This is a genomic window from Sphaerisporangium perillae (assembly GCF_023276435.1).
Taxonomy (GTDB): domain Bacteria; phylum Actinomycetota; class Actinomycetes; order Streptosporangiales; family Streptosporangiaceae; genus Sphaerisporangium; species Sphaerisporangium perillae.
The window spans coordinates 89,125-110,258 of record NZ_JALLPO010000012.1 but is presented as its reverse complement, the minus strand read 5'-3'; the positions used below and the strand labels follow the sequence as shown (position 1 = coordinate 110,258).

Below are 21,134 nucleotides of genomic sequence, written 5' to 3'. Positions count from 1 at the left end.
CCGCGCCCCGTCCCGACCGCCGGTTCGGAGCTGCTGGCCGCCCGCTGGATCAACGCCTCTGCTGCTCCAGGTGCGGGCGCGTGATCGTGCCCTGCTGGGCGTAGTGCAGGTCGCGGCGCAGCGCGTGCAGGCTCTCGCCCTTGTTCAGTTGTCGCGAGATCTTCCTTCTGAAGACCGGGTCCGACAGGTTGCTCGGGTCAGGAGTCGTCGGAGGCGGTGTCCTTCCGGGCGTGGACGGCCTGCTGGGCGGCAGCGGTCTGGTCCAGGCCGGTCAGGGGGTCGGGGATGGAGGTGCCGGGGCCGAGCCGGCGCGGGCCGGACTCCTCGGCGTCGGCGATGGCCGCGTCCGCGGCCTCCTGGGCCTTCACGGCCTCCTGCTTGGCGTCGCTCCTGCCTTCGGTGACCTCCCGGGTCGCCGGGGACCTGGGCAGGGACTCGGTGAACGCCCTGGACACCCCCTGCAGGGCGGAGGTGACCTCGCTCGGGATGACCCAGAAGGTGTTGCCCTGGCCCTGTGCGAGCTGTGGGAGGACCTGCAGGTACTGGTAGGCGAGCAGCTGGGGGTCGGGGTCGTTGCGGTGGACGGCCTGGAACACCTCGTCGATGGCCTGCGACTGGCCTTCGGCCTTCAGGATGGCCGCGGTCCGGTCGCCTTCGGCTCGCAGGATCGCGCTCTGCTTCTCACCTTCGGCGGTGAGGATCTGCGACTGGCGGAAGCCCTCGGCGGTGAGGATGGCGGCGCGCTTGTCACGCTCGGCGCGCATCTGCTTCTCCATCGCCTCTTTGATCGTCCTCGGCGGGTCGATCGCCTTGATCTCCACCCGGTTGACCCGGATGCCCCACTTGCCGGTGGCCTCGTCGAGCACTCCGCGCAGCTGGCTGTTGATGGTGTCGCGGGAGGTGAGGGTCTTCTCCAGGTCCATGCCGCCGACGACGTTCCTCAGCGTCGTGACGGTGAGCTGCTCCACGCCCTGGATGAAGTTCGCGATCTCGTACGCCGCCGCGCGCGGGTCGGTGACCTGGAAGTACAGCACCGTGTCGATGTCGACGACGAGGTTGTCCTCGGTGATGACCGGCTGCGGTTTGAAGGACACCACCTGCTCGCGCAGGTCGATGAGCGGCCGGACGCGGTCCACGAAGGGGATCACGAAGTTGAGCCCGGGCCCGAGCGTGCGCGAGTAGCGGCCGAGGCGTTCGACGTTGCCGGCTCTGGCCTGCGGGACGATGCGGACGGAACGAAGGACGGTGAACACCGCGAACAGCACGATGAGGATTCCGGCGATCAAAGCGGCGTCCATGCTTACCCCCGGGGATAGACGAGCGCGGTCGCGCCCTCGATTTCGATGACGTCCACTGTCGCGCCCGCCGGGATCACCAGCGTCTCGTCGTAGGCGCGGGCCGACCACTCTTCCCCGCCGATGCGCACCCGGCCGTTCAGCCCGGTGACCTCACGGGTGACGTAGGCGGGCCTTCCGACCAGGGCGGAGACACCGAATCGCTGGACCGGAGGCTGCTTGATGTGGCGCTGGGCGACGGGCCGGATGAGGACGAGGCCGGACACCGAGGACAGGATGAAGACGGCGAGCTGGATGCCGGTCGGCAGGCCGATGGCCGCGACGGCGGCCGTCAGCAGCGCGGCGGCACCGAGGAGCCCGAGCGCCGCGGTGAGCGTGAAGATCTCCGCCACACCGAGCGCCGCCGCCATTATCAACCAGAAGATCCATGAGTCCATCGCCCCGGCCCTCCCTTATTAGTGAGAACGCGCTTTGGGCTTCGGTGGTTCCTGAATTCCCACGGTATCCCCAATTCGACGGGCATGGCACGGCAAAGGTGGCCGGTCCGGCGGGGGACGGCGAAGGCGGCCGGCTCGGTGGGGCACGGCGAAGGCGCCGGGCCTGAGTGAGCCATGCCGTAGGCGGTCAGCTCGGGGTGGGAAGGACCGTGCCCGTCACCTCGCCCAGCGCGATGCGGGTGTCGTTCGGTCCCGGCGCCGTCGCGGTGATCGTCACGGTGTCGCCGTCCTCGAGGAAGGAACGGGACTGTCCGTCGGACAGCTTGACCGGCTCGGCGCCGTTCCAACTCATCTCGATGAGTGATCCCCGCTGCGACGGATCGGCGCCGGAGACGGTGCCGCTGGCGAACAGGTCGCCTGTGCGCAGGGAGGCGCCGTTGACGGTCATGTGGGCGAGCATCTGGTCCGGCGTCCAGTACATGTCGCGGTACGGCGGGGTGGAGATCGGCTCGCCGTTCAACGTGATCTCCAGGCTGATGTCGAGCCCCCAGGGTTCCCGCCTGCGCAGGTAGTCCATCGGCTCGGGGTCCTGCGCGCGCCCCGGCAGGCGGGCGTCGGAAAGGGCCTCCAGCGGCGTGATCCAGGGGGAGATCGACGTGGCGAACGACTTGCCGAGGAACGGCCCGAGCGGGACGTACTCCCAGGCCTGGATGTCACGGGCGCTCCAGTCGTTGACCAGCGTCACCCCGAAGACGTGGTCGGCGAAGTCGCCCGCGCTCTCACCGAGACGGGTCGGCGTGCCGACGACGAACCCCAGCTCGGCCTCGATGTCGAGCCTGACCGACGGCCCGAGGACGGGCTCGCCGCCGGAGGCCGAGGCGCGCTGACCCCGGGGACGGGTGACCGGCGTGCCGGAGACCACGACGGTGCCGGAACGGCCGTGGTACCCGACCGGGAGATGCCGCCAGTTGGGCTTGAGGGGCTCGTCGCCGGGCCGGAACATGCGGCCGAGGTTGGTGGCGTGCTCCAGCGAGCAGTAGAAGTCGACGTAGTCGCCGATCTCGATCGGCAGGTGGAGCCGCACCTGGCGGAGCGGGATCAGGTGTGGTTGGAGCGCCGCCCGGTTGGCCGCGGCCTCCTTGGCGTCCGCGGACAGCAGCCGCTGGAGCAGCCGCCGGGTGTCCCGCCACGCGGTGCGCCCTCTGGCGAGGAAGCCGTTGAGGCTGCCGGTGGCGAACATCTCGTCGTGCAGCACGGGTGCGAGGTCGAGGACGTGGTCGCCGATGCGCACCCCGGCCCTCGGGGGCTCACCTGGGCGGGAGAACACGCCGTAGGGGAGGTTGGCCACCGTGTAGGGGCTCGCGTCCGCCCCGGGCACCCAGCTGCGGATCACGATCTCCTCTCTGACTACGACGGGCGTCTCGCGGCGGGGGCGCCGTTCGGCGAGCCCGAGCGCCCGCAGTTCCTCGATGGGAGTGCTGGTGTTGCAGGAGCCGTAGGAGACGAACAGCTCCCTCGCGCGCCGCGCCACCTCCTCGGGCATGGCACGCGCCATCGCGACCAGCTCGTCCTCGTCCATGCCGTCCAGCACGGGGACCGGGTCGCGGCCCTGGACGGCCGCGCACACGGCCAGTACCAGGTTGAGGAACCCGTGCCGGTAGACGCCGAGGCTGGGGTCGGGGTGGCGGACGGCGCGGTGCAGGCCGGCGGTGGCCTTGAACGGCGTGCCCTGCTCGACGCAGTTGCGGATGAAGGCCCCGAGCTCGTGCGTGGAGGGGAAGTCCTCGGGGTTGAGCCCTCCGCAGCGGACCTTCAGCCCCACGTCGTGCGGAACATGGTGCAGGTCGGTGGGCGAGACCTCGACGAACAGCCGCGCCCGCGAGCGGGCCGGCCCGAGCCGTTCCGCCACGTCGACGACGGTGGCGTCGGGCGGGAGGGGCGCCTCGACCAGTTCGACCTCCACGCTCGGGTCGCAGGACGTCAGTCCGAGGAGTTCCGGTGACAGGGGCGTGTCGACGATGACCCCCACCCGGACGGGACGGGTCAGGGAGGCGCGCAGCTCGTCCAGGCGGCTGGCCGGGCAGACGAGGCGGTGCGTGAGCACGGGGTTGCCGGCGTCCTCGTCGGCGTAATGGCGGGCCAGCGCCCTCGACATGGGCAGCAGCGTGGGCGGGAACAGGCCGGCGTCGTCGACCAGGGACCGGAAGAGCGTGCTCACCGCGATCTCCTCGTCGGCCGTACGGGGGGTGGTGGTCTCGGTGCCCACGACGTGTCCGGTCATCGGGCCCACGTCCATGCGTAGGACGGGTCCTCACAGGACAGCGCGGCGTCGCCGAGGTCGAGCGGGCGGAAGGTGTCGATCATCACGGCGAGCTCGCTGGTGACGGTGGTGCCCCGCCGCACGGCCTCGACGGCCGCCTCCACCGCCCCGGGCTGGGGACCGTGCGTGAAGCCGGCGGGGTGCAGGGAGATGGACCCGACGTCGATGCCCGAGCCCTTACGCGCCGTGTAGTCGCCGCCGGCGTAGAACATGAACTCGTCGGAGTCGACGTTGTGGTGGTTGTAGGGGATCGGCACGGCTTCGGGGTGGAAGTCCAGCGGCCGGGGGCAGAACGAGCAGATGACGAAGCCCGGCCCCTCGAAGGTCTGGTGGACCGGTGGCGGCGCGTGGGTGCGCTTCACGACCGGCTCGAAGTCGTTGATGTCGAAGGCGTACGGGTAGAGGCAGCCGTCCCAGCCGACCACGTCGAACGGATGATGGGCGTAGGTCAGCCGCGTCAGGCCGCCCCGGGTCCTGACCAGGACGGGCGTCTCGGACTCCTCGACGATCAGCGGCTCGTCCGGAGCGCGCAGGTCGCGCTCGGAGTACGGGGCGTGCTCCAGGAACTGGCCGTACTGCGACAGGTAGCGCTTCGGTGGGCGGATGTGCCCGGCGGCCTCGATGGTCAGCGCGCGCACCGTCGTGCCGTCCAGCGGCACCCAGCGGTGGATCGTCCCGGTGGGGACCACCACGTAGTCGCCCTCGCCGGCCTCGATCGCGCCGTAGGTGGACTCGAAGCGCACCCGGCCGCTCGCGATGTAGACGCACTCGTCGCCCTTGGAGTCGCGGTACAGCTCGCTCGGCCGGTCGGCGGCGGCGTACGACATGCGGACATCGGCGTTGCCGGCCAGCGGCTGCCGCCCGGTGACCAGGTCGCCGCCCACCGGGAGCCCCTGGGTGCGGAAGTGGCGCGGCGAGAGGGGGAGGTTCGGCGACAGGGTGGCGCGCACGATGTCGGGCACCGCCTCCGCCTTGACTATCGCGGTGGGCAGGTGCCGGTGGTACAGCAGCGAGGAGTCGGAGGAGAAGCCCTCCTCGCCCATCAGTTCCTCGGAGTACAGCCCGCCATCGGGCTTGCGGAACTGGATATGCCGTTTGCGCGGCACCTCGCCGACGGTGCGGTAGTGCGGCATCGCCCCTCCCGGTGTACGCATATCGGACAATGATGTCCTCTATACGTACGACGATCCGCCATCATCCCGGCGATGTCAACCTGATCGTCGCGTCTCCCTCGCTGGTCACAGACGGTCGTCACCCTCCGGCCACGCCACGCGACGCCCGTGCGCCACGCCACGCGACGCCCGTGCGCCACGCCACGCTCGTGGGCCACACAAGGCCGCGTGCTACGTCAGGGCCCCGCCCAGTTCGACGGCGGCGGCGACCACGCGGGGGCCGAGGGTGGCGGCGTCGATCGGGCCGAACGTCACGATGCCCACGGAGGCCTCCAGCCACGGCAGCCCCGGCAGCGGAGCCGCGACGCCGCGCGCCCCCTCCTGGAGCTGTCCCTCGGTGACCATGTACTCCGTACGGCCCTCGCGCAGCGCCAGGATCGCCAGCCCCGCGGCTCCGCGCGACAGCGGATGGCGCGAGCCCTCCCGGTAGGCCACGTGCATGTCGGTCCACGTCGGTTCGACGACGGCGATGGCCAGCCCCTCGTCGCCCTCGGCCGCGGTCAGGTGGGCGGTCGCCCCGGTGTCCTCGGCCAGGCGGCGCAGCGCCGGCAGCGCGGCCGCCCGGAGCAGCGGCTGGACGGCGCGGGCCAGCGCGAGGACGCCGAAGCCGAGATGGGCCCGCCCTTCGGCGTCCCGCCGCGCGAACCCTTCGTTCTGCAATGTCGTCAGGAGCCGGTAGACGATCGGGCGGCTCAGCCCGAGCTCCTGCGCCAGCTCGGTGGGTGTGCGCCCGCGATGCCCGTCGGCGAGCAGGCGGAGCAGCCGCAGCCCTCGTTCCAGGGTCTGGGCCGACTCCGGGCTCCCCTTATGGTCGCGCATCTCCCGATTATGCGAGGTGAGGCCGCCTTCAGGAGGAAGGAGGGTGAGCACGGCCGGGCCCCGGCGCGTCGGGGAAGCGGCGACACGCCGCTGGAAGCGTGCGGCGTTCCGCCGCCGGCCTGGGAACGTGGAGGATCACACCAGGTGAACTGATGGGACGGACGGGCAGGTGGGGCGCTCGCCGGTCAAGGAATCCTGGAGAGCCACTGGTCGAGTAATGATGTGCCCGATACAGTCGTTTCGATCGTTTATGGACGATCACCAATATTTCGCGCCGCCCAAGGAGACGCTTGATGCGAATCAGGAGAGCACTCGCCCTCAGCGCCGCCCTCACCGTTCTCGCGGTGGGCATCCCGGCCGCCACGGCGTTCTCCGAGGACGGTGCCGACGACTGCCGTAATTACACCAACGGTGCCTCGCAGTCGGACCCCCAGTGCTTCTGGCTGGCGCCGACCCCGCAGGAGGCGCTGGACATCGTCCGGTTCTGGGCGAAGGACGACGGTGCGAATCTGAAAGGGGCCACCGAGTACCCCGTCGGCTGGATCGACTGCACCGTCGAGGCGTGCGCGACCGGCGGTGAGGGTGACGGCCAGGCCCACGACGAGGGCGACCCCGCCCCTGAGGGGTACCAGGACGACAACACGCCGCCCACCTGCCAGACCGCCGGCGAGACCTGCTCGGTGACCCCCGAGGAGATCGCCGCCGCCGCGCAGACGCCCGCCGGGCAGGCCATCGCCGCCGCCGCGGCGAGCAACATGCGGGTGTGGGTCGACACCGAGCTCCTCGACGACTACAAGGCCGGTGCCGCCGCCTTCGCCACCGCGGTCAAGAAGGCCGGCGCGCTCGCCGCCCAGCCGGGCGTCGTCGGGATCCGGTTCACCTCCCAGCTCGGCTACAACGGCGCCGTCAAGACGCCCGAGGAGATGAGCACCTTCGTCTCGGCCGCCGCCGCGGCGCTGCACACCGTCGCCCCCGGCAAGAAGCTCGGCGTCCACACGGTGGTCCCGGAGTTCGGCTGCGGCGCCGACGACTCCTGCAAGGCCGAGATGACCAAGAAGTACCCGCTGCTCACGCCTGAGCACATCGAGCCGCTGCTCACCTCCGGCTCGGTGGACCAGCTCGCGCTCGACTCCGGACTGCTGCAGAGCGCCTACGCCACCTGGAAGATCACCCCCCAGCAGGCGCAGCGCAACCAGTGGACCAAGGTCAAGTCCCTGGCGTGGGACACGCTCGCGCAGATCGCCGCCGAGGACGCCGGGCTCGCCGGCAAGGACGCCTCGCCGCTGACCGCCGAGCAGGCCGCCACCGCCGCGCAGGACCGCATCGCCACCCCGCTCAAGGACGGCGCCGCCACCGTCAACCTGTGGACCCGCTGGGAGGACGGCACGGGCGCCACGTACCGCGTCATGGGCTCCGGCCTGACCGCCACGCCCGCCTGGGAGCAGCTCACCAAGCTGCAGCCCCTCCAGCGTCGCCTGTCGACCATGTACAGCGCGGCTTCCCCCGAGGTCGGCATCACCCAGGACGTGAAGAAGCTCTCGGAAGTCTTCAGCCAGATCTACATCACCGACTGACCCCCACCCCACCTCCACCCCCGGCCTGCCCCGCTACCACGCCTTACCTGCGGTATGGGGTAGGCCGGACGTGGGGTACGGCATGGGATTTTTTCATGACATAGCGTGATAACTCGACTTATCTACGGCGAGTCATCCCGAATTCCGGTATTCCATTCATCGTTCGGCCTAGCATCCCCGTGTGGCATATACGGGACCGGGGCAGCAGTTCCCATCACAGCAGGCGCCTCCACCGCCGCCAGGCAGGCAGCACGCAGCACGGCAGTTCGTCCAGCCCCCTGTGCCGCCCGGGCAGTTCGTTCAGCCGGCGGTGCCGGCTCGTGCGTTCGGAGAGCAGGGGGACGTCCCGCGGCCGCAGCCGGGGGCGGAGCCGGTCGTGGTGGACGTGGGAGCCGGGTCGAAGGGCAAGGCCGTCGCCGGTGGCGTGGTGGCCGGGGCGCTTGGGCTGATCTCGGTGTTCTCGGCGCTGACCGGCCAGGTGGAAGGCGGCGGCGCCACGGCCGCCGTCGTCGGCGTTCTCGGTGTGGTGTTCATCGCCATCGCGCTGCTCCCGGTGCTGACCTGGCGCAAGATCACCCGACCGCGCAAGCTCGTCATCGAGCAGCCGGGCATCCGGTGGGACGACCCGGCCGGCAGGTCCTGGGCGGTCGCGTGGTCCGAACTGGCAGCAGTGGCCGTCTCCCGGACCGTGCAACGCCGGTTCAGGCTGGACGACTACCTCATGCCCCGCAAGGTGATGCTCCGGCTCGATCTCTTCCCGGCCGACCCCGGCTTCCGGGCCCGGCATCCCGAGATGGAGCACCTGTGGGAGTTCCACCGCGTCGTGAACGGCTACCGCCTCCCGCTCGGATCCGTCCGCAAGCACATCGAACCGATCGAGCAGGGCATGCGGACGCACCGTCCCAACATCTACCTCGGCGTACGCGACGAAGGCTTCATGATCGGCCTCGTCTGACCCCGTGATGGCGATGTCGGGACGGTGATGCCGGCGCGGTGGGTGAGAACGGGTCAGTCGCTCGGCACGGCCCACGTCGTGACACCTGCGTCGCCGTTCGTGAGCGGCTCCGGCCTCGGCGGCGGCGCCGTCGGACGGCCGGTGTCGCCATCCGTGGACTGTGGCGTCCGCGTCCGCGTCGGCGTCGGCGTCGGAAGGGCTCCGTCGCCGTTCTGGTCGGGGGAGTCGGGCGGCGGCGTCGGCTCCTGCTGCCGCATGTCGCAGCTGCCGTCCTTGCCGGCCCCGGACACCTTCGGCAGCTCGTCCACGACCGACACCTTCAGCTGCGCCGTCAGCGCCAGGACGGTGCCGGCCGGCGCTTCCGCCGCCTTCGCGTCGACGACCGTGCCGCGCTCCCCGAGGAACATGTACGTCTCCGGATCGAAGATCAGCTGGGTGAGCGTGCCGCGCTCGTTCCTGCCCAGCGCGATGCCTTCGCGTCCCGCCGAGTCCTTGACGCGCTCGGCCACCTCCACCCCAGGAATGGTCTTGGCCGCCTCGAACAGCGCCTGCCTCTGGGCGCGCGGCAGGTAGTTCTCCCTCACCAGGTCGCCGACCGCGGTGAACGCGGCGTCGTCGGCGGGGTTCTTGGTCGGCGACCCGGTGTAGAGGTGCTCGCGCATCCCGGCCTCGTCCGCGGGCAACGTGCTGAGGTGGACGTAGTCCGTGCGGAAGTCGTCGGACTGCCCGGGGCAGTGGCCGGAGATCTCATGCCACTCGCCGCTCTCCCACTGCTGCGCCTCCTGCGGCAGCGGCCAGCCCGGGATCTGCTTGGGCGGGAGTCCCTCGATCCGGAGCAGACCTCCGGCGTTCCCGTCGGCCGCCTGCCAGATCTGGCGCTTGGTCCGGTAGAGGTAGCGAGCCCGTTCCGTCTTGCCCATGGTCTCGGCGGTGTACATGGTCTCGGACTCCACCAGGAGGAACTGGCCGGCCCGCGGGTGCAGCTCCGCGCCGTCCACAGGGGGAGCCACCGCGACCGAGTCGGCCGCCGTGGCCTGCGGCGACGCGGTCGCGATGGCCCCCGGCACCGCGACCGGAGCGGGCCGTGACGGGAGGGCCAGCACCACGCCGCCCACCACGGCCACGGTCACCCCGAAGGCTCCGGCGGCCTGCCAGCCGAGCCGGGGAACGCCGAACCGGCCCCCCGGCCGGCCCGACCCGGACCCGAAACGGAACCTGGTCCGCCGTCGGCCGGCGGCTTCGGCGAGCAGGCGGTCGCGTGCCGCCTCCCGCGCCTCCGCGGGGTACGGCGGAGCGGCCGGACGGCCGTCCGCGAACGGCTGGATCTCGTCATCCATGCTGGGTCTCCAAGGTGAAGGGGTCGATGGCGCCGAGCGTCCGGCGGAGTTTCACGCGGACGCGGTGCAGCCGGGAACGGACCGTCCCGGTGGGGATGCGAAGCGCCTCGGCGACGTCCTCGTAGCTCAGGTCCGTCCAGGCCACCAGGAGCAGCAGGTCGCGCTCGCGTGACGACAGCGTGGACAGGGCCCGGGCCAGCCGGGGCTGGAGCTGCTGGGCGGTGACGCGCTCCACGCTCCGGTCGTCGAACGATCCCGGGCGGTCGGCGCCGATCCTCGCCATGACGTCGATGCGCCTGCGTTCCGCCCTGCGGTGCTGGGATGCCACGTTGGTCGTGATGCCGTACAACCACGGCCGGGCGTCGGGACGCGTGCGGTCGTAGCGGCCCCGGTGGCGGAACGCGACCAGGAACACCTCCGCCACCACGTCTTCGGCCGGCTCGGCTCCGAGGCGCCTCGCGGCGTACCGGAACATCTCGTCGGCATGCCGGTCGAACACCACCGCGAACAGCTCGGGCTGTTCCAGCGAGCGGGCGATCACGGTGGAGTCGTCCAGCGTGGAGCCGTCGAGCAGTGCCTGAGCACTCACCACGTGCGGTCCTCTCCGGGTTTCGATGCTTTCACCCATACTTGGCCGCACGTGCGACCCCAGGTCCCACTTTCTTCCGGCGAGGATCCGGCCGGGTCGTATGACCACCCGCCAAGGAAAACGGGCTGCTCACCCCTGCGCCCGCTGTCCCGTACGCCACAATTGGACGGACTCCGACGGGAGGGTGCGTTGGCGATCACATCGGACGACGAGCTCTGGGCCGCCGTGCCGGCCGGTGTGGCCGCACTTCTCCGGCCGGTGGTCGGCGACCTCGCCGATCAGATGATCAGCGAGATCCAGCAGCGCGTGCCCGAGTACGCCCGTCCGGCGGACGAGATCTACATCAAGGTGCTGCGCCTGGCCGTCGACGAGGCTCTCCGGCGGTTCCTCGGCCGTATCGAACGACCACACGAGGCCTGGGACCCCGAGGTGTTCCGCGCGATCGGCCGCGGGGAGGCGGCCGAGGGCCGCGATCTGGAACCCCTCCAGACCGCGATGCGCCTTGGAGCCCGGGTGGCGTGGCATCGCCTCACAGAGCAGGCCGAACGGCTCGCCCTCGACCCGCGCACGCTCTACGACATGGGCGAAGCCATCTTCGTGTTCCTCGACCAGCTCGCCGACGCCGCGACCGACGGCTACAACGAGGCCAGGGCCAACGCGGCGGGCGAGATGGAACGCCGCCGGCATCGCCTCCTGGACCTGCTGCTCTCCCGGCCGGCCGCGTCCCCGGAGGTCATCGCCGGCCTGGCCAAGGCCGCCGGATGGCGGCCGCCGAGAACGGTGGCGGGCGTGGCGATGGAGGAGCGGGGCGGCTTCCGCGCGCCGTCGCTGCCACCGGATGTCCTGATCGGGCTGGAGCGCGAGCCTCCTTGCCTCATCGTCCCCGATCCTTCGGGACCGGGCCGGGCCCAGATGCTGGACGCGGGGCTGCGCGGCTGGCGGGCGGCCATCGGCCCGGCGGTGCCGCTGCTGGACGCCGCGACGTCGCTTCAGTGGGCCAGGGACGCGCTGGGCCTCGCCAAGCGCGGCGTACTCCCGGAGCGCAAGGGAGTGGTGCGATGCTCGGACCACATGGCCGTGCTCATCGTGTTCAAGGACGAGGCGCTGGTGAGGGCCCTGTCGGAGGTACGGCTCGCGCCCCTCGCCGGTCTGCCGCCCAGCCGGCAGGACCGGCTGGCCGAGACGCTGCTCGCCTGGCTGCGGCACGGGCGCGGCGCCGGGGAGGTCGCCGCGCGGCTCCACGTCCACCCGCAGACCGTGCGCTACCGGCTGCGGCAACTGGAGGAGCTGTACGGCGACCAGCTCGCCGACCCCGACATCCGCTTCGAGCTGGAGATCGTGCTACGCGCCCGCCAGGCGATGAGGCCCTGAAGCGGCGCGGCCGGGAAGCCGTGACCTCGGATCGCCTGATCGTCGCGGCGTGCGGTCAGCCGGTGGTGGAGGCCAGGTAGCGGGAGAACTCCTCCAGGGAGATGCGCCCGTCGCCGTCCAAGTCGAGCTTCTGGACCGCGGTCTCGGCGGTCTCCGCCGACACCGGCTGGCCGAGCACCTCCATCAGCCGCAGCAGCTCTCCGGCCGAGATGAGCCCGTCCTTGTCGGCGTCGACCAGATCGAAGGTCACCGCGTACTCGCTCATTGCCACTCCTCGCATGATCGGTCGTCCAGCACCTTAGTCGGCTTACTGCCACCATTTCGGCTTTTCAGGCAGTTGACCCACAACTCCCTTTTCCGGCAGACCCGTACGAAGCCGCGGACCGAGTGATCATAGTGCCCGCCGGCGCCCGCCGGATCGGGGTGGTCGCCGCCCGACTGGGTATCAGGTGGGTGCCCGGCGGTGCCGTGCGGGTGGGTCTCGCACGGGGCCCGGCGTGAGGAGAAGGAGGGAGCGCTGATGGCGGCCGAGGGCGATGAGACCGAGCTTCGCGAAGAACTTCGCATGGTCGAGGAGGATCTGGCCAAGCTGCGCGAGAGCGTGGCGGAGCTGCGCGGGACCATCGGGGAACGCTCCATCGCTCCGACCGACGCGGCCGAGGTCGCCATGCTGATCGCCATGGCCGACGAGCAGGAGGAGCTCATCGCGACGCTCGAGGCCAGGCGCGAGGCCCTGCTGCGCCGCCTCGGCGGGTCGTGAAGGCACCGGCCTCTCTCCGGGAGCCATGACGCCGTCCCCGTTCGGTGAGCCCGGCCGAAGGCCGCCCCCCGGTGGGGAGGCGGCCCGAGACGGTCGGGTCGCCGGAGATCAGCCGCAGTGTTCGAAGGCGCTGTCGTAGGTCGACGTGCCCGCCTTGCCGCCCCACTTGACGCACTTGTCGGCCGCGGAGGCCCGTACCGGTCCCGCGTAGTACGCGAAGTTGCCCGAGTCGGTGATCCTCGTCGACCCCTGCACCTCCAGGTACGCCGAGGCGGCGGAGGCGGTGCCGAGTGAGGTGCTCTTGATCGTGGCGACGCAGTTGTAGCCGGTGTCGGTGTTGTACAGCAGGTACACCGTCCCCGACGAGCCGAGGGCGGCGGAGTCGATCACGCTGTAGCCGCTCCCGCAGACCTGCTCGGGGGTGTAGGGGTTACCGCTGGTGCTCCCGGTGACGTACTGCATGTACTTGGTCCAGTTCCAGTTGGGCCCCGGGTCGGTGTGGTCGGTCCCGGGAACCTGGACGTGGCCGATGATGTGCGTACGGTCCTTCGGGATGCCGTACTTGTCGGCGACGTAACGGGTCAGGGCGGCCGACGAGCGGTACATGGCGTCGGTGAACCAGCTGGCGTCGCTGATGTACCCCTCGTGCTCGATTCCGATGGCGCGGTCGTTGTAGACCGTCGCGTGGTAGGCGACGTCCTTGTCGCGGACCATCTGGGTGATGTCGCCGTCCGAGGACCGCACGAGGTAGTGCGCCGACACCTTGGCGCTGGGGTTCTGGAACCAGGAGATCGTGCCGGCGTAGGAGCCCTGCATGACGTGGATGATGATGCGGTCGATCGTGCTCGCGTTCCTGCTGGCGACCCGGTAGTTGCTGGTGCTGGCCGCGACCCACTGGGCGCTCGGGTAGTCCGCGGAGGCCGCGAGGCGCGGGGCGTTCAGGTCGGGGGCGTCGGCGTACTCGCCACGGTCCGGCTCCACCGCCTGCGCCTTGACGCTCACCGTCTCACCGCTGGGGGTGACGGCGCGGATGCCCTCGCCGAGCAGGTCGTAGACGGTGTCCGCGTAGAGCCGGGCCGATCCGGGGCTGGTGGCGCCGCCGTACTTGGCCACGGCGGTGTACCACTTGCCGAGGTCCTTGCGGCCGGCCGCGCTGAGGCCGAGCTTGTCGGCCTGGGCGCGCAGGACGGCGGCGCCGCCCGCGATGTTGGCCGCGCTGTTGGACTTGAGCGTCGCCACCGGCTTGGCGGTGAGCGCCGCGGCCTGTTCCAGCGTGTGGTTGGTCGGATTGGTGACCAGGTGCATCACGCCGTAGCCGCCGCTCGCGCTCGGCTTGCCGCCATGCCCGTCGAGATGGGTCTCGGAGTAGGCGAGCGCGACGAGCAGATCGCGTGGCACCTCGTACGCCGATGCAGCACCGCTGAAGGCGTCGGCCAGCGGGTCGGCCGGTGCGGCGCTCGCCGGCTGGCCGAGCAGGCAGATCGGTGTCGCGAGTAAGCCGGCCAGCGCCACCGCCAGGCGATGGGGGCGGCGCGCGCGGAAAGCCATCATGAGTCCTCCTCAAGGCAGGCGCTCCAGGCTCGGAGGGCCGTGCCGTAAAGCGTCCGGAGGACTCATATAGAAAAGATCCAAAAACCCATACAAACGGCGCTGAACTGTCGCTGTGTCAGTGGCGCACGGCCGTCCGGTCGCCCCGGCGCAGGCGGTTCAGGGCGAGCACCAGCGCCGTGCCGTACACCACGTGACCGGCGGCCATGATGGCCTGCCGGCCCGGCCGGTCGCGGTGGATGGGCGGGAGGATCCCGAGGCCGGGCACCCATCCCTGGTAGCTGACGGCCCAGATCGCCAGCCCGTACACGGCGCCCAGCGGCGGGCGGGGCTCGCGACGGCCGACCGCCGCGGCGAACAGCGCGCCGCTGACGGCGCCGAACCCGAAGTGCGCGACCGCGCCGAGCACGCCCTCACCCGGCTTGGGCCGGTGCTTCGGACCCGGGAGGGCCGCCCGGGCGATGCGCTGGGGTGGATGCTCGCCCATCAGCCCGGCCCGGTCTCCGGCGACCATCACGGCGCTCATGGCAGCGGTGGCGATCACGCCGCTGAAGGCGCCCCGCACGAGGTTGTGGATCATTGCGACTACCTCCCCGCGCGCGGACAGGAGAAACCGCCTGTCAGGGCATCGCCGAGTCGGAGTCCTGGCCGGAGACGGCGAGCACCCCGTCGATCTCGGTGAGCGTGGCGGTCAGCTCCGAGATCGCGCCCGGGCCGTGCACGCTCAGCCACACCGTCACGAAGGCCGAATCCTCCCGCCCGGCCCGCTGGTCGACCGACAGCTCGCTCATGCTGAACCCGCGGTGGGTGCACTCCTCGAGCACCCGCCGCAGCGCGCCGCGTCCCTGCTGGTAGGTGAGGTGGAGCCGGGAGGGGGCGTACTTGGAGTGCGGCAGCCGGCCCGCCACCGGGGTGAGCACGAACACCGCCGCGAAATGCCCCACGGTGACGATGACCGCCAGCAGCCACAGCCCGGCCCCGGCCGCCATGCCGATGGCGGCGGTCAGCCAGATCGTCGCGGCGGTGGTGAGCCCGCGCACCGCGTCCTGCCGGATGAAGATCAGCCCGGCGCCGATGAAGCCGATGCCGGACACGATCTGGGCGGCCACCCGGGACGGGTCCAGGGTGACGTTCTGCCCGAGGACGTCGGCGAAGCCGTACTTGGACACCAGCATGATGAGGGCCGAGGCGAAGCCGACCAGGGTGTGGGTGCGCAGCCCCGCGCTCTTCTGGCGGATCTCCCGCTCCAGGCCGATGGCGGCCGAGAGCACGAACGCCAGGGCCAGCTCACCGACCTGTGTCCAGCCTTGCCCGGCGAGGTCGCCGAGTAGTGCCACCGCCATCGAACCAGGTTAGAACAGGTCGCCCTTCCGGAGCGGGAGTCAGCGCGCGCCGGGCGGGGCGGCGTGCGCGGCGGCGAGGGCCGCGGCGATCACCTGGGGGGCCTCGGCCAGCGACGGGCCGTACCAGGTCAGGTGCCGCCCGCTGACCAGCGCGGCCGGGACGCCGGGGAAGAATCCCGGGCCGTCGTCACAGGTGAACCGGTACGGCTCGTCCGGCAGGACGACCAGATCGGGGCGGGCCGCCAGCAGTTCGTCGAGGGGGATGCGCGGGTAGCGTTCCGCGTGCCCGGCGTAGATGTTCTGGACGCCCAGGCGAAGGAGCAGGTCACCGGCGAAGGTGTCCCGCCCCACGACCATCCACGGCTTGCGCCACACCGGGATCACGGCGCGGCGTTCGCCCGGCCCCCGGGCCAGGTCGCCGGCGTTCCATGCCCGTTCGGCGGCGGGCAGCCACTCCGGCTCGGGGAGCCCCATCGCGGTGACCAGCAACCTGCGCAGCGACGCCAGCGCGTCGTCGAGCGTGCGGATCACCGTGACCCACACGGGCACCCCTGCCGCCCGCAGCGCGTCGAGGTCGGGGACGCGGTTCTCCTCCTCGTTCGCCAGCACCAGATCGGGTCGGAGCGCGACGATCGCCTCCACGTCGGGGTTCTTGGTGCCGCGCACTCGCGTCACGTCCAGATCGGCGGGGTGGGAGCACCAGTTGGTCGCGCCGACCAGGATCTCCGGCGCCGTCGCCGCGACCGACTCGGTGAGCGAGGGCACCAGGGACACCACCCGCCGCACCTGGGCGGGCAGCCTTACGGGAAGGCCGAGGTCGTCCTGCATCGTGCCGCCGTCCGTCGTCGCGTCGTTCACCGCGTCCCTCCCGCCTGTCGTACGGCCCGCGCCCACTGCGTGTCACGGGCGGGCGGGTCGAGCAGGGCGCAGTCATCGCACATCCCGCCGCCGGGCACACGGTAGTAGAGGCAGCAGCTGACCCGGACGAAGAAGTACTGGCCGGGCGCCGGTTCGGCGAGCCGTCCCGTCCCCGCGAGCACGCCGAGCCGGAGCACGTCCCGGACCAGCCGCGCCGCCCGGGGCCCGAGGTCGGGCCGGGCGGCGGGAAGGGTCCGGAGGGTCCCGGCCAGCGACGACGCGGCGTTGCCCCACAGCAGAGATGCCGAGATCTTGGTGATGCTCCGGACGGCCGCCACCAGAGGGGCCAGGAGGTCGTCCACGACGGCCTGGTACACCAGCACGGCGGCCTCGCCCGGCGCCCGCTCGGCGTCCCGTGGCGGGTCATCGGGGACGATGGACCAGCGCGAGGTCCGGGAGGCGCACAGGGGGAGCGGGCCGGTGGCGGCCGGCCGCCACCGGATGCCGGTCGGCGCCGCGACGGGGACCAGGCCGCGCGCGGCGAAGGCGCCCACGACCGGTGACCACAGCCGCGCCGCCAGCCCCTGGAACAGGATGGAGGCCGCGACCCGGCTCTCCTCGGTGCCGAGGCGCCGCTGGAAGTCGTCGATGCGCGCCCGCAGAGCGCCCGTATCGGTGGACAGCTCGGCGAGCGGGCGCCAGGCCTCATCGTCCTCGCAGGCCGGGTCGGTGGAGATCGCGAAGTACGGGCCGATGGCGGACACCTCGGCGAGCGCCTCCACGACCAGGCTCGGATCCGCCCGCACGTTCCACCTCCGGCCACGCCGCCGTTCACGCTCGGTCGCGAGCAATGTTCCCATCCTCGCCCGCCCTCACCTCAGGCGGCCGGAGTGCGGCGTACGCCGGGGCGGCCGGGACACCGAACCGGATGTTACTAACAGGTCAGTAACTTGTAATGTGAGGTTGTAAATCGGGCCAAGTGGGCTGACATTTTGAGCAAACCGCCGATCGGGGGTTCACCTCAGGAGCCAGCTTGGACACCCGCCGTCGCACCCTCGTCCTCCTCGCAGCAGTAGCGTGCATCCTCCTCCCGTTCCTCCCGGCCTCCGCCGTGGCGGACGCGGCACCCGTCCCCGACTCGATGGCCTCGATGGGCGACTCCATCACCCGCGGCTTCAACGCCTGCGGCTTCTACGTCGACTGCCCGTCCAGGTCGTGGTCCACCGGATCCAGCAGCAGCGTGAACAGCCACTACCTGCGCATCCGGGCCGCCAACCCCTCCCTCGTGGCCCACAACGACGCCAAGTCCGGCGCCGAGGTCGCCGACATGCCCGGACAGGCCCAGCAGGCCGTCTCGCAGGACGCCGACTACGTGACGATCCTGATCGGGGCCAACGACGCCTGCGCCTCCTCGGAGGCCGGCATGACCTCGGTCGCCACCTTCGAGACCGACTTCCGCACCACCATGCAGACGCTCACCACCGGCCTGCCGGGTGCGTCGATCTTCGTCGCCAGCATTCCCGACATCAAGCGCCTGTGGGAGGTCGGCAAGGGCAGCCTGTCGGCCCGCACCGCGTGGGCGGCCCTCGACATCTGCCAGTCGATGCTCGCCCGCCCCCGCTCCACCGACGCGGCCGACGTCGCCAGACGCGACCGGGTGCGCCAGCGCGTCGCCGACTACAACACGGTGCTCGCGCGGGTGTGCGGGGAACAGCCCACCTGCCGGTACGACGGCGGCGCCGTCTTCGGCCACCCGTTCGCGCTCTCGGACCTCAGCACCTGGGACTACTTCCACCCCAACACCACAGGCCAGCGGCTGCTCGCCGAGGTGACCTACCAGGCCGGCTACGGCTGGGAGACGTCGCCGGCCATGTGACCCCGCCGGTCCCGGACCGGCTCACGGCACCAGGTACACGCTGTCGCGGACGTCCGTGATCGCCATGTGCCCCGGCGCGTGGCCGATCGCGAACGGCGGGCGCGACCGCATCACGGCGGCCTGCGGGGTCACCCCGCAGGCCCAGAAGACCGGAACCTCCCCCGGCGCACCTCGACCGGCTCGCCGAAGTCGGGCCGGTCGCGGGTTGCGCTGCGCGAACAGCAGGAAGTCGTACGCGTGGTCCTTGGGCAGCGCCAGCAGGTTGGCCTGCGTCCAGCCGGACGACCAGCCGGAGGTGGGGGTCACGAGCCCTTCGCGGAACAGCGAGCGGGCCTCCCCGGGTGCGATCCGCGCCTGATCCACCATGGTCCTCTCCACCTTCTCCTCCTTCGTCCACCCATCGCGTCCGACTCTGCCTGCTACCCGTTCGGCCTGCTCAGCGCCGCTCCGGCCGGCTCAGCCGGAAGCGGATGCGCTGCCCGGGACGGGCCTGCGCCGCGCGGTCGACGTCACGCGTGCGCACCACCGCGATCACCGGGTACCCGCCCGTCACCGGATGGTCGGCCAGGAAGAGCGTCGGCTGGCCGGAGGGCGGCACCTGAAGCGCCCCGGGCACCATCCCCTCGGGAGGAAGCTCGCCCTCGCGCAACCGCTCCAGCCGGGGCCCGCGCAGCCGCATGCCCACCCGGTTGCTGTCGACGGTCACCTCGTACGGCTCCGCGCACAGGGTCCGCAACGCTTCCGGAGCGAACCAGTCGTCGCGCGGGCCGGGCAGGATGTCGAGCACCGGCTCACCCGGGTGCGGAGTGGGCACCGGGGCGAGTTCCACCACCGGGTACATCTCGGGCGGAGGACCCACCGGCAGCACCGAGCCCGGTGCCGGGCGCTCCGGGCCGACCCCGGCCATGATGTCCGTGGCCCGCGAGCCGAGCACCGCGGGGACGTCCAGCCCGCCGCGGACCGCCAGGTACGTGCGCAGGCCATGCCGTGGCACGCCGAGCCGCAGCGTCGCCCCGTCGGGCAAGCACTCGACGGCGTGGTGACCGGCGCCGCGCGTGCGGCCCGCGGCGTCGGTCACCGTCGCGGGACACGGCGCACCGCTCAGCGCGACCAGCAGATGCCCATGCGCGCGCACCTGCAGCCCGCCCATCGTCACCTCCAGCCCGGCGGCCCCTTCGGGATTGGCGAGCAGCCGGTTCGCCAGGCGGAGCGCGCCACGGTCGGCGGCGCCGGAGCGGCCCACGCCGAGATCGCCGCGACCCGGGCGCCCGAGGTCCTGCACCGTCGTCATCGGCCCGGTGACCAGCACCTCCAGCCATCTGATCTCAGCCACGGCCCGCCTCCGCCGGCCTCGCCGCTCCGGTGGCGCCCGGGTTCGTGCCTCTGGTCGTGCCTGGGGCCGCCGGATTCGCTCCGGTGGCGCCCGCCTCGGCGAACCGAACCCGCATGCCCGGACGCAGCAGGGCGGGCGGGTCGGCGGCGAGGTCCCACACCGTGATCTCGGCGCGGCCGATGAGCTGCCACCCGCCGGGCGACTCGCGCGGGTAGACCGCGCTGAACCCGGCCGCCAGCGCGACCGCTCCGGCGGGCACCCGGACGCGCGACTCGGTCCGGCGGGGGACCGCCAGCCGGGGGTCGCCGCCGACCAGGTACCCGAATCCGGGCGCGAAGCCGGAGAAGGCCACCGTCCACGCCGTCCCGGTATGCGCCTCCACCACCTCGCGTTCCGAGAGCCCGGTCAGCGCCGCCACGTCGGCGAGGTCGGCACCGTCGTAGACGACGGGTACGACGACCTCCCCGCCCGCCGCCCGCCCGCCGTACGCCGGGCGCGCCCGCAGGATCGCGGACTGGACCGCCTCGCGCTGGGCGGGACGCTCGAAGCGGACGAGCAGCGTGCGGGCCGCCGGGAGGAGGTCGGTGACCCCGTTCGGCGGGTCGGCGGCGAGCGCGTCGTAGAGCGCGAGGACCTCCTCGACACCGTCCAGCTCGACCAGGACGGCGCTGTCACCGCACTGGCGGAACCGCGGGTTCACGCCGCACGCTCCACGGCGAGGCGCGCGTTCACGGCCTGGGCTCCGCGAGTGAGGTGCGGGTTCATCGCGCACGCTCCATGGCGAACGGCGCGAGCTCGATGCCGCCCGCCGTGAGCACTTCCCGTACCCGGCGGGCCATGGCCACGGCGCCGGGACTGTCGCCGTGCACGCAGATCGACCCGGCCCGCACCAACAGCGGCGTGCCGTCTATCGCCGCGATCGGCTCGCCGCGCGCCATGCGCAGGCAGCGCGCGGCCACCTCGTCGGGGTCGTGCAGCACCGCCCCCGGCCGGTCCCTCGGCACGAGCGTGCCCTGCGGGGTGTACGCCCGGTCGGCGAAGCACTCGGCGACGACGGTGAGCCCCGCCTGCTCGGCCAGGCGCAGCCACTGGGACCCGGGCAGGCCGAGGACCGGCAGCCCGGGGTCGTAGGCGCGGACGGCCGCGACGACGGCGGCCGCCTGCCCCTCGTGGTGCACGATCGCGTTGTACAGGGCGCCGTGCGGCTTGACGTAGCTCACCTTGGATCCGGCGAGCCGCGCGAAGGCCTCCAGGGCGCCGATCTGGTAGACGATCTCGTCGGCGAGCGTCTCGGGTGGCACCTCGATGAAGCGCCGCCCGAAGCCCGCCAGGTCGTGGTAGCCCACCTGGGCGCCGATCGCCACTCCGCGCTCGACCGCCGTCTCGCACGTGCGCCGCATGATCGTCGGGTCTCCGGCGTGGAAGCCGCAGGCCACGTTGGCGCTGGTGACAATGGACAGCAGCGCCTCGTCATCGCCGAGGTCCCACCGTCCGAACCCCTCTCCGAGGTCGGAGTTGAGGTCCAGTTTTCTGATCGGGCCAGACAT

The 21,134-nt window shown here is 71.9% G+C and carries 23 protein-coding genes; 5 read left to right on the top strand and 18 right to left on the bottom strand.

Annotated elements, in window-relative coordinates; translation table 11 throughout:
- Positions 1–49: 49 nt before the first annotated feature.
- The 6 genes from MYF83_RS44265 to MYF83_RS13945 all read right to left on the bottom strand — a co-directional run bounded on the left by MYF83_RS44265 (position 50) and on the right by MYF83_RS13945 (position 6,043).
- Positions 50–187, bottom strand: a complete 138-nt coding sequence (locus MYF83_RS44265; protein ID WP_372500154.1) for a Tn3 family transposase — start codon at positions 185–187, stop codon at positions 50–52.
- Positions 188–197: 10 nt separating this feature from the next.
- Positions 198–1,298 (bottom strand): SPFH domain-containing protein, encoded by a 1,101-nt coding sequence (locus tag MYF83_RS13965; protein ID WP_248960723.1) that lies wholly within the window; start codon positions 1,296–1,298, stop codon positions 198–200.
- Positions 1,299–1,300: 2 nt separating this feature from the next.
- Positions 1,301–1,732: an NfeD family protein gene (locus MYF83_RS13960; RefSeq protein ID WP_248960722.1), complete on the bottom strand. Its 432-nt coding sequence runs from the start codon at positions 1,730–1,732 to the stop codon at positions 1,301–1,303.
- Positions 1,733–1,919: 187 nt separating this feature from the next.
- Positions 1,920–3,125, bottom strand: a complete 1,206-nt coding sequence (gene fahA, locus MYF83_RS13955) for a fumarylacetoacetase (RefSeq protein ID WP_248960812.1) — start codon at positions 3,123–3,125, stop codon at positions 1,920–1,922.
- Between the two features lie 884 nt (positions 3,126–4,009).
- On the bottom strand, positions 4,010–5,185 hold the full coding sequence (locus MYF83_RS13950) for a homogentisate 1,2-dioxygenase (protein ID WP_248960721.1): 1,176 nt from the start codon (positions 5,183–5,185) through the stop codon (positions 4,010–4,012).
- Between the two features lie 210 nt (positions 5,186–5,395).
- Positions 5,396–6,043, bottom strand: a complete 648-nt coding sequence (locus tag MYF83_RS13945; protein ID WP_248960720.1) for a helix-turn-helix domain-containing protein — start codon at positions 6,041–6,043, stop codon at positions 5,396–5,398.
- A 293-nt stretch (positions 6,044–6,336) separates the two neighbouring features.
- On the opposite strand from MYF83_RS13945, the gene MYF83_RS13940 reads away from it, so the two are divergent.
- Both MYF83_RS13940 and MYF83_RS13935 read left to right on the top strand, forming a co-directional pair.
- Entirely contained in the window at positions 6,337–7,617 is a 1,281-nt protein-coding gene (locus MYF83_RS13940; protein ID WP_248960719.1) for a hypothetical protein, read from the top strand.
- 376 nt (positions 7,618–7,993) lie between these two features.
- Positions 7,994–8,572, top strand: coding sequence for a hypothetical protein (locus MYF83_RS13935; RefSeq protein ID WP_248960718.1), 579 nt, complete (start codon positions 7,994–7,996; stop codon positions 8,570–8,572).
- Between the two features lie 53 nt (positions 8,573–8,625).
- Here the strand turns inward: MYF83_RS13935 and MYF83_RS13930 are convergent, their stop codons facing one another.
- A complete protein-coding gene (locus MYF83_RS13930) occupies positions 8,626–9,909 on the bottom strand; it encodes a CU044_5270 family protein (RefSeq protein WP_248960717.1) in 1,284 nt (427 codons plus the stop codon).
- Complete coding sequence (locus tag MYF83_RS13925; protein WP_308201441.1) at positions 9,902–10,498, bottom strand: RNA polymerase sigma factor; 597 nt, start codon at positions 10,496–10,498, stop codon at positions 9,902–9,904. Before MYF83_RS13925 ends, MYF83_RS13930 begins: the two co-directional genes overlap by 8 nt.
- Before the next feature lie 189 nt (positions 10,499–10,687).
- On the opposite strand from MYF83_RS13925, the gene MYF83_RS13920 reads away from it, so the two are divergent.
- Positions 10,688–11,869, top strand: a complete 1,182-nt coding sequence (locus MYF83_RS13920) for a PucR family transcriptional regulator (protein ID WP_248960715.1) — start codon at positions 10,688–10,690, stop codon at positions 11,867–11,869.
- Positions 11,870–11,924: 55 nt separating this feature from the next.
- Here the strand turns inward: MYF83_RS13920 and MYF83_RS13915 are convergent, their stop codons facing one another.
- Positions 11,925–12,134: an EF-hand domain-containing protein gene (locus MYF83_RS13915; protein WP_248960714.1), complete on the bottom strand. Its 210-nt coding sequence runs from the start codon at positions 12,132–12,134 to the stop codon at positions 11,925–11,927.
- Positions 12,135–12,389: 255 nt separating this feature from the next.
- Here MYF83_RS13915 and MYF83_RS13910 point away from each other — a divergent pair, with 255 nt between their 5' ends.
- A complete protein-coding gene (locus MYF83_RS13910) occupies positions 12,390–12,629 on the top strand; it encodes a hypothetical protein (protein WP_248960713.1) in 240 nt (79 codons plus the stop codon).
- 108 nt (positions 12,630–12,737) lie between these two features.
- Here MYF83_RS13910 and MYF83_RS13905 read toward each other — a convergent pair whose 3' ends face one another.
- The 5 genes from MYF83_RS13905 to MYF83_RS13885 all read right to left on the bottom strand — a co-directional run bounded on the left by MYF83_RS13905 (position 12,738) and on the right by MYF83_RS13885 (position 17,229).
- A complete protein-coding gene (locus MYF83_RS13905) occupies positions 12,738–14,180 on the bottom strand; it encodes an N-acetylmuramoyl-L-alanine amidase (protein WP_248960712.1) in 1,443 nt (480 codons plus the stop codon).
- A 115-nt stretch (positions 14,181–14,295) separates the two neighbouring features.
- Complete coding sequence (locus tag MYF83_RS13900; protein WP_248960711.1) at positions 14,296–14,757, bottom strand: DUF6789 family protein; 462 nt, start codon at positions 14,755–14,757, stop codon at positions 14,296–14,298.
- Positions 14,758–14,797: 40 nt separating this feature from the next.
- Positions 14,798–15,520 carry an MgtC/SapB family protein gene (locus tag MYF83_RS13895; protein WP_248960710.1) on the bottom strand — a complete coding sequence of 241 codons (723 nt, stop codon included), beginning with the start codon at positions 15,518–15,520 and terminating at the stop codon, positions 14,798–14,800.
- A 39-nt stretch (positions 15,521–15,559) separates the two neighbouring features.
- Positions 15,560–16,348: a helical backbone metal receptor gene (locus tag MYF83_RS13890; RefSeq protein WP_248960811.1), complete on the bottom strand. Its 789-nt coding sequence runs from the start codon at positions 16,346–16,348 to the stop codon at positions 15,560–15,562.
- Positions 16,349–16,374: 26 nt separating this feature from the next.
- Complete coding sequence (locus MYF83_RS13885; protein ID WP_248960709.1) at positions 16,375–17,229, bottom strand: (2Fe-2S)-binding protein; 855 nt, start codon at positions 17,227–17,229, stop codon at positions 16,375–16,377.
- 182 nt (positions 17,230–17,411) lie between these two features.
- Between MYF83_RS13885 and MYF83_RS13880 the strand changes: the two genes are divergently transcribed.
- Positions 17,412–18,254 carry an SGNH/GDSL hydrolase family protein gene (locus MYF83_RS13880; protein ID WP_248960708.1) on the top strand — a complete coding sequence of 281 codons (843 nt, stop codon included), beginning with the start codon at positions 17,412–17,414 and terminating at the stop codon, positions 18,252–18,254.
- A gap of 21 nt (positions 18,255–18,275) precedes the next feature.
- On the opposite strand, the gene MYF83_RS13875 is transcribed toward MYF83_RS13880, so the two are convergent.
- The 4 genes from MYF83_RS13875 to MYF83_RS13860 all read right to left on the bottom strand — a co-directional run bounded on the left by MYF83_RS13875 (position 18,276) and on the right by MYF83_RS13860 (position 21,134).
- The gene (locus tag MYF83_RS13875; RefSeq protein ID WP_372500153.1) at positions 18,276–18,632 is read right to left on the bottom strand and encodes a D-glutamate cyclase family protein; all 357 of its coding nucleotides are present in this window, start codon (positions 18,630–18,632) and stop codon (positions 18,276–18,278) included.
- Between the two features lie 58 nt (positions 18,633–18,690).
- Positions 18,691–19,587, bottom strand: a complete 897-nt coding sequence (locus tag MYF83_RS13870) for a 5-oxoprolinase subunit C family protein (protein WP_372500152.1) — start codon at positions 19,585–19,587, stop codon at positions 18,691–18,693.
- The gene (locus tag MYF83_RS13865; protein WP_248960707.1) at positions 19,580–20,287 is read right to left on the bottom strand and encodes a 5-oxoprolinase subunit B family protein; all 708 of its coding nucleotides are present in this window, start codon (positions 20,285–20,287) and stop codon (positions 19,580–19,582) included. The genes MYF83_RS13870 and MYF83_RS13865 overlap by 8 nt, the downstream gene beginning before the upstream one ends.
- Positions 20,288–20,348: 61 nt before the next feature.
- A complete protein-coding gene (locus MYF83_RS13860; RefSeq protein ID WP_248960706.1) occupies positions 20,349–21,134 on the bottom strand; it encodes a LamB/YcsF family protein in 786 nt (261 codons plus the stop codon).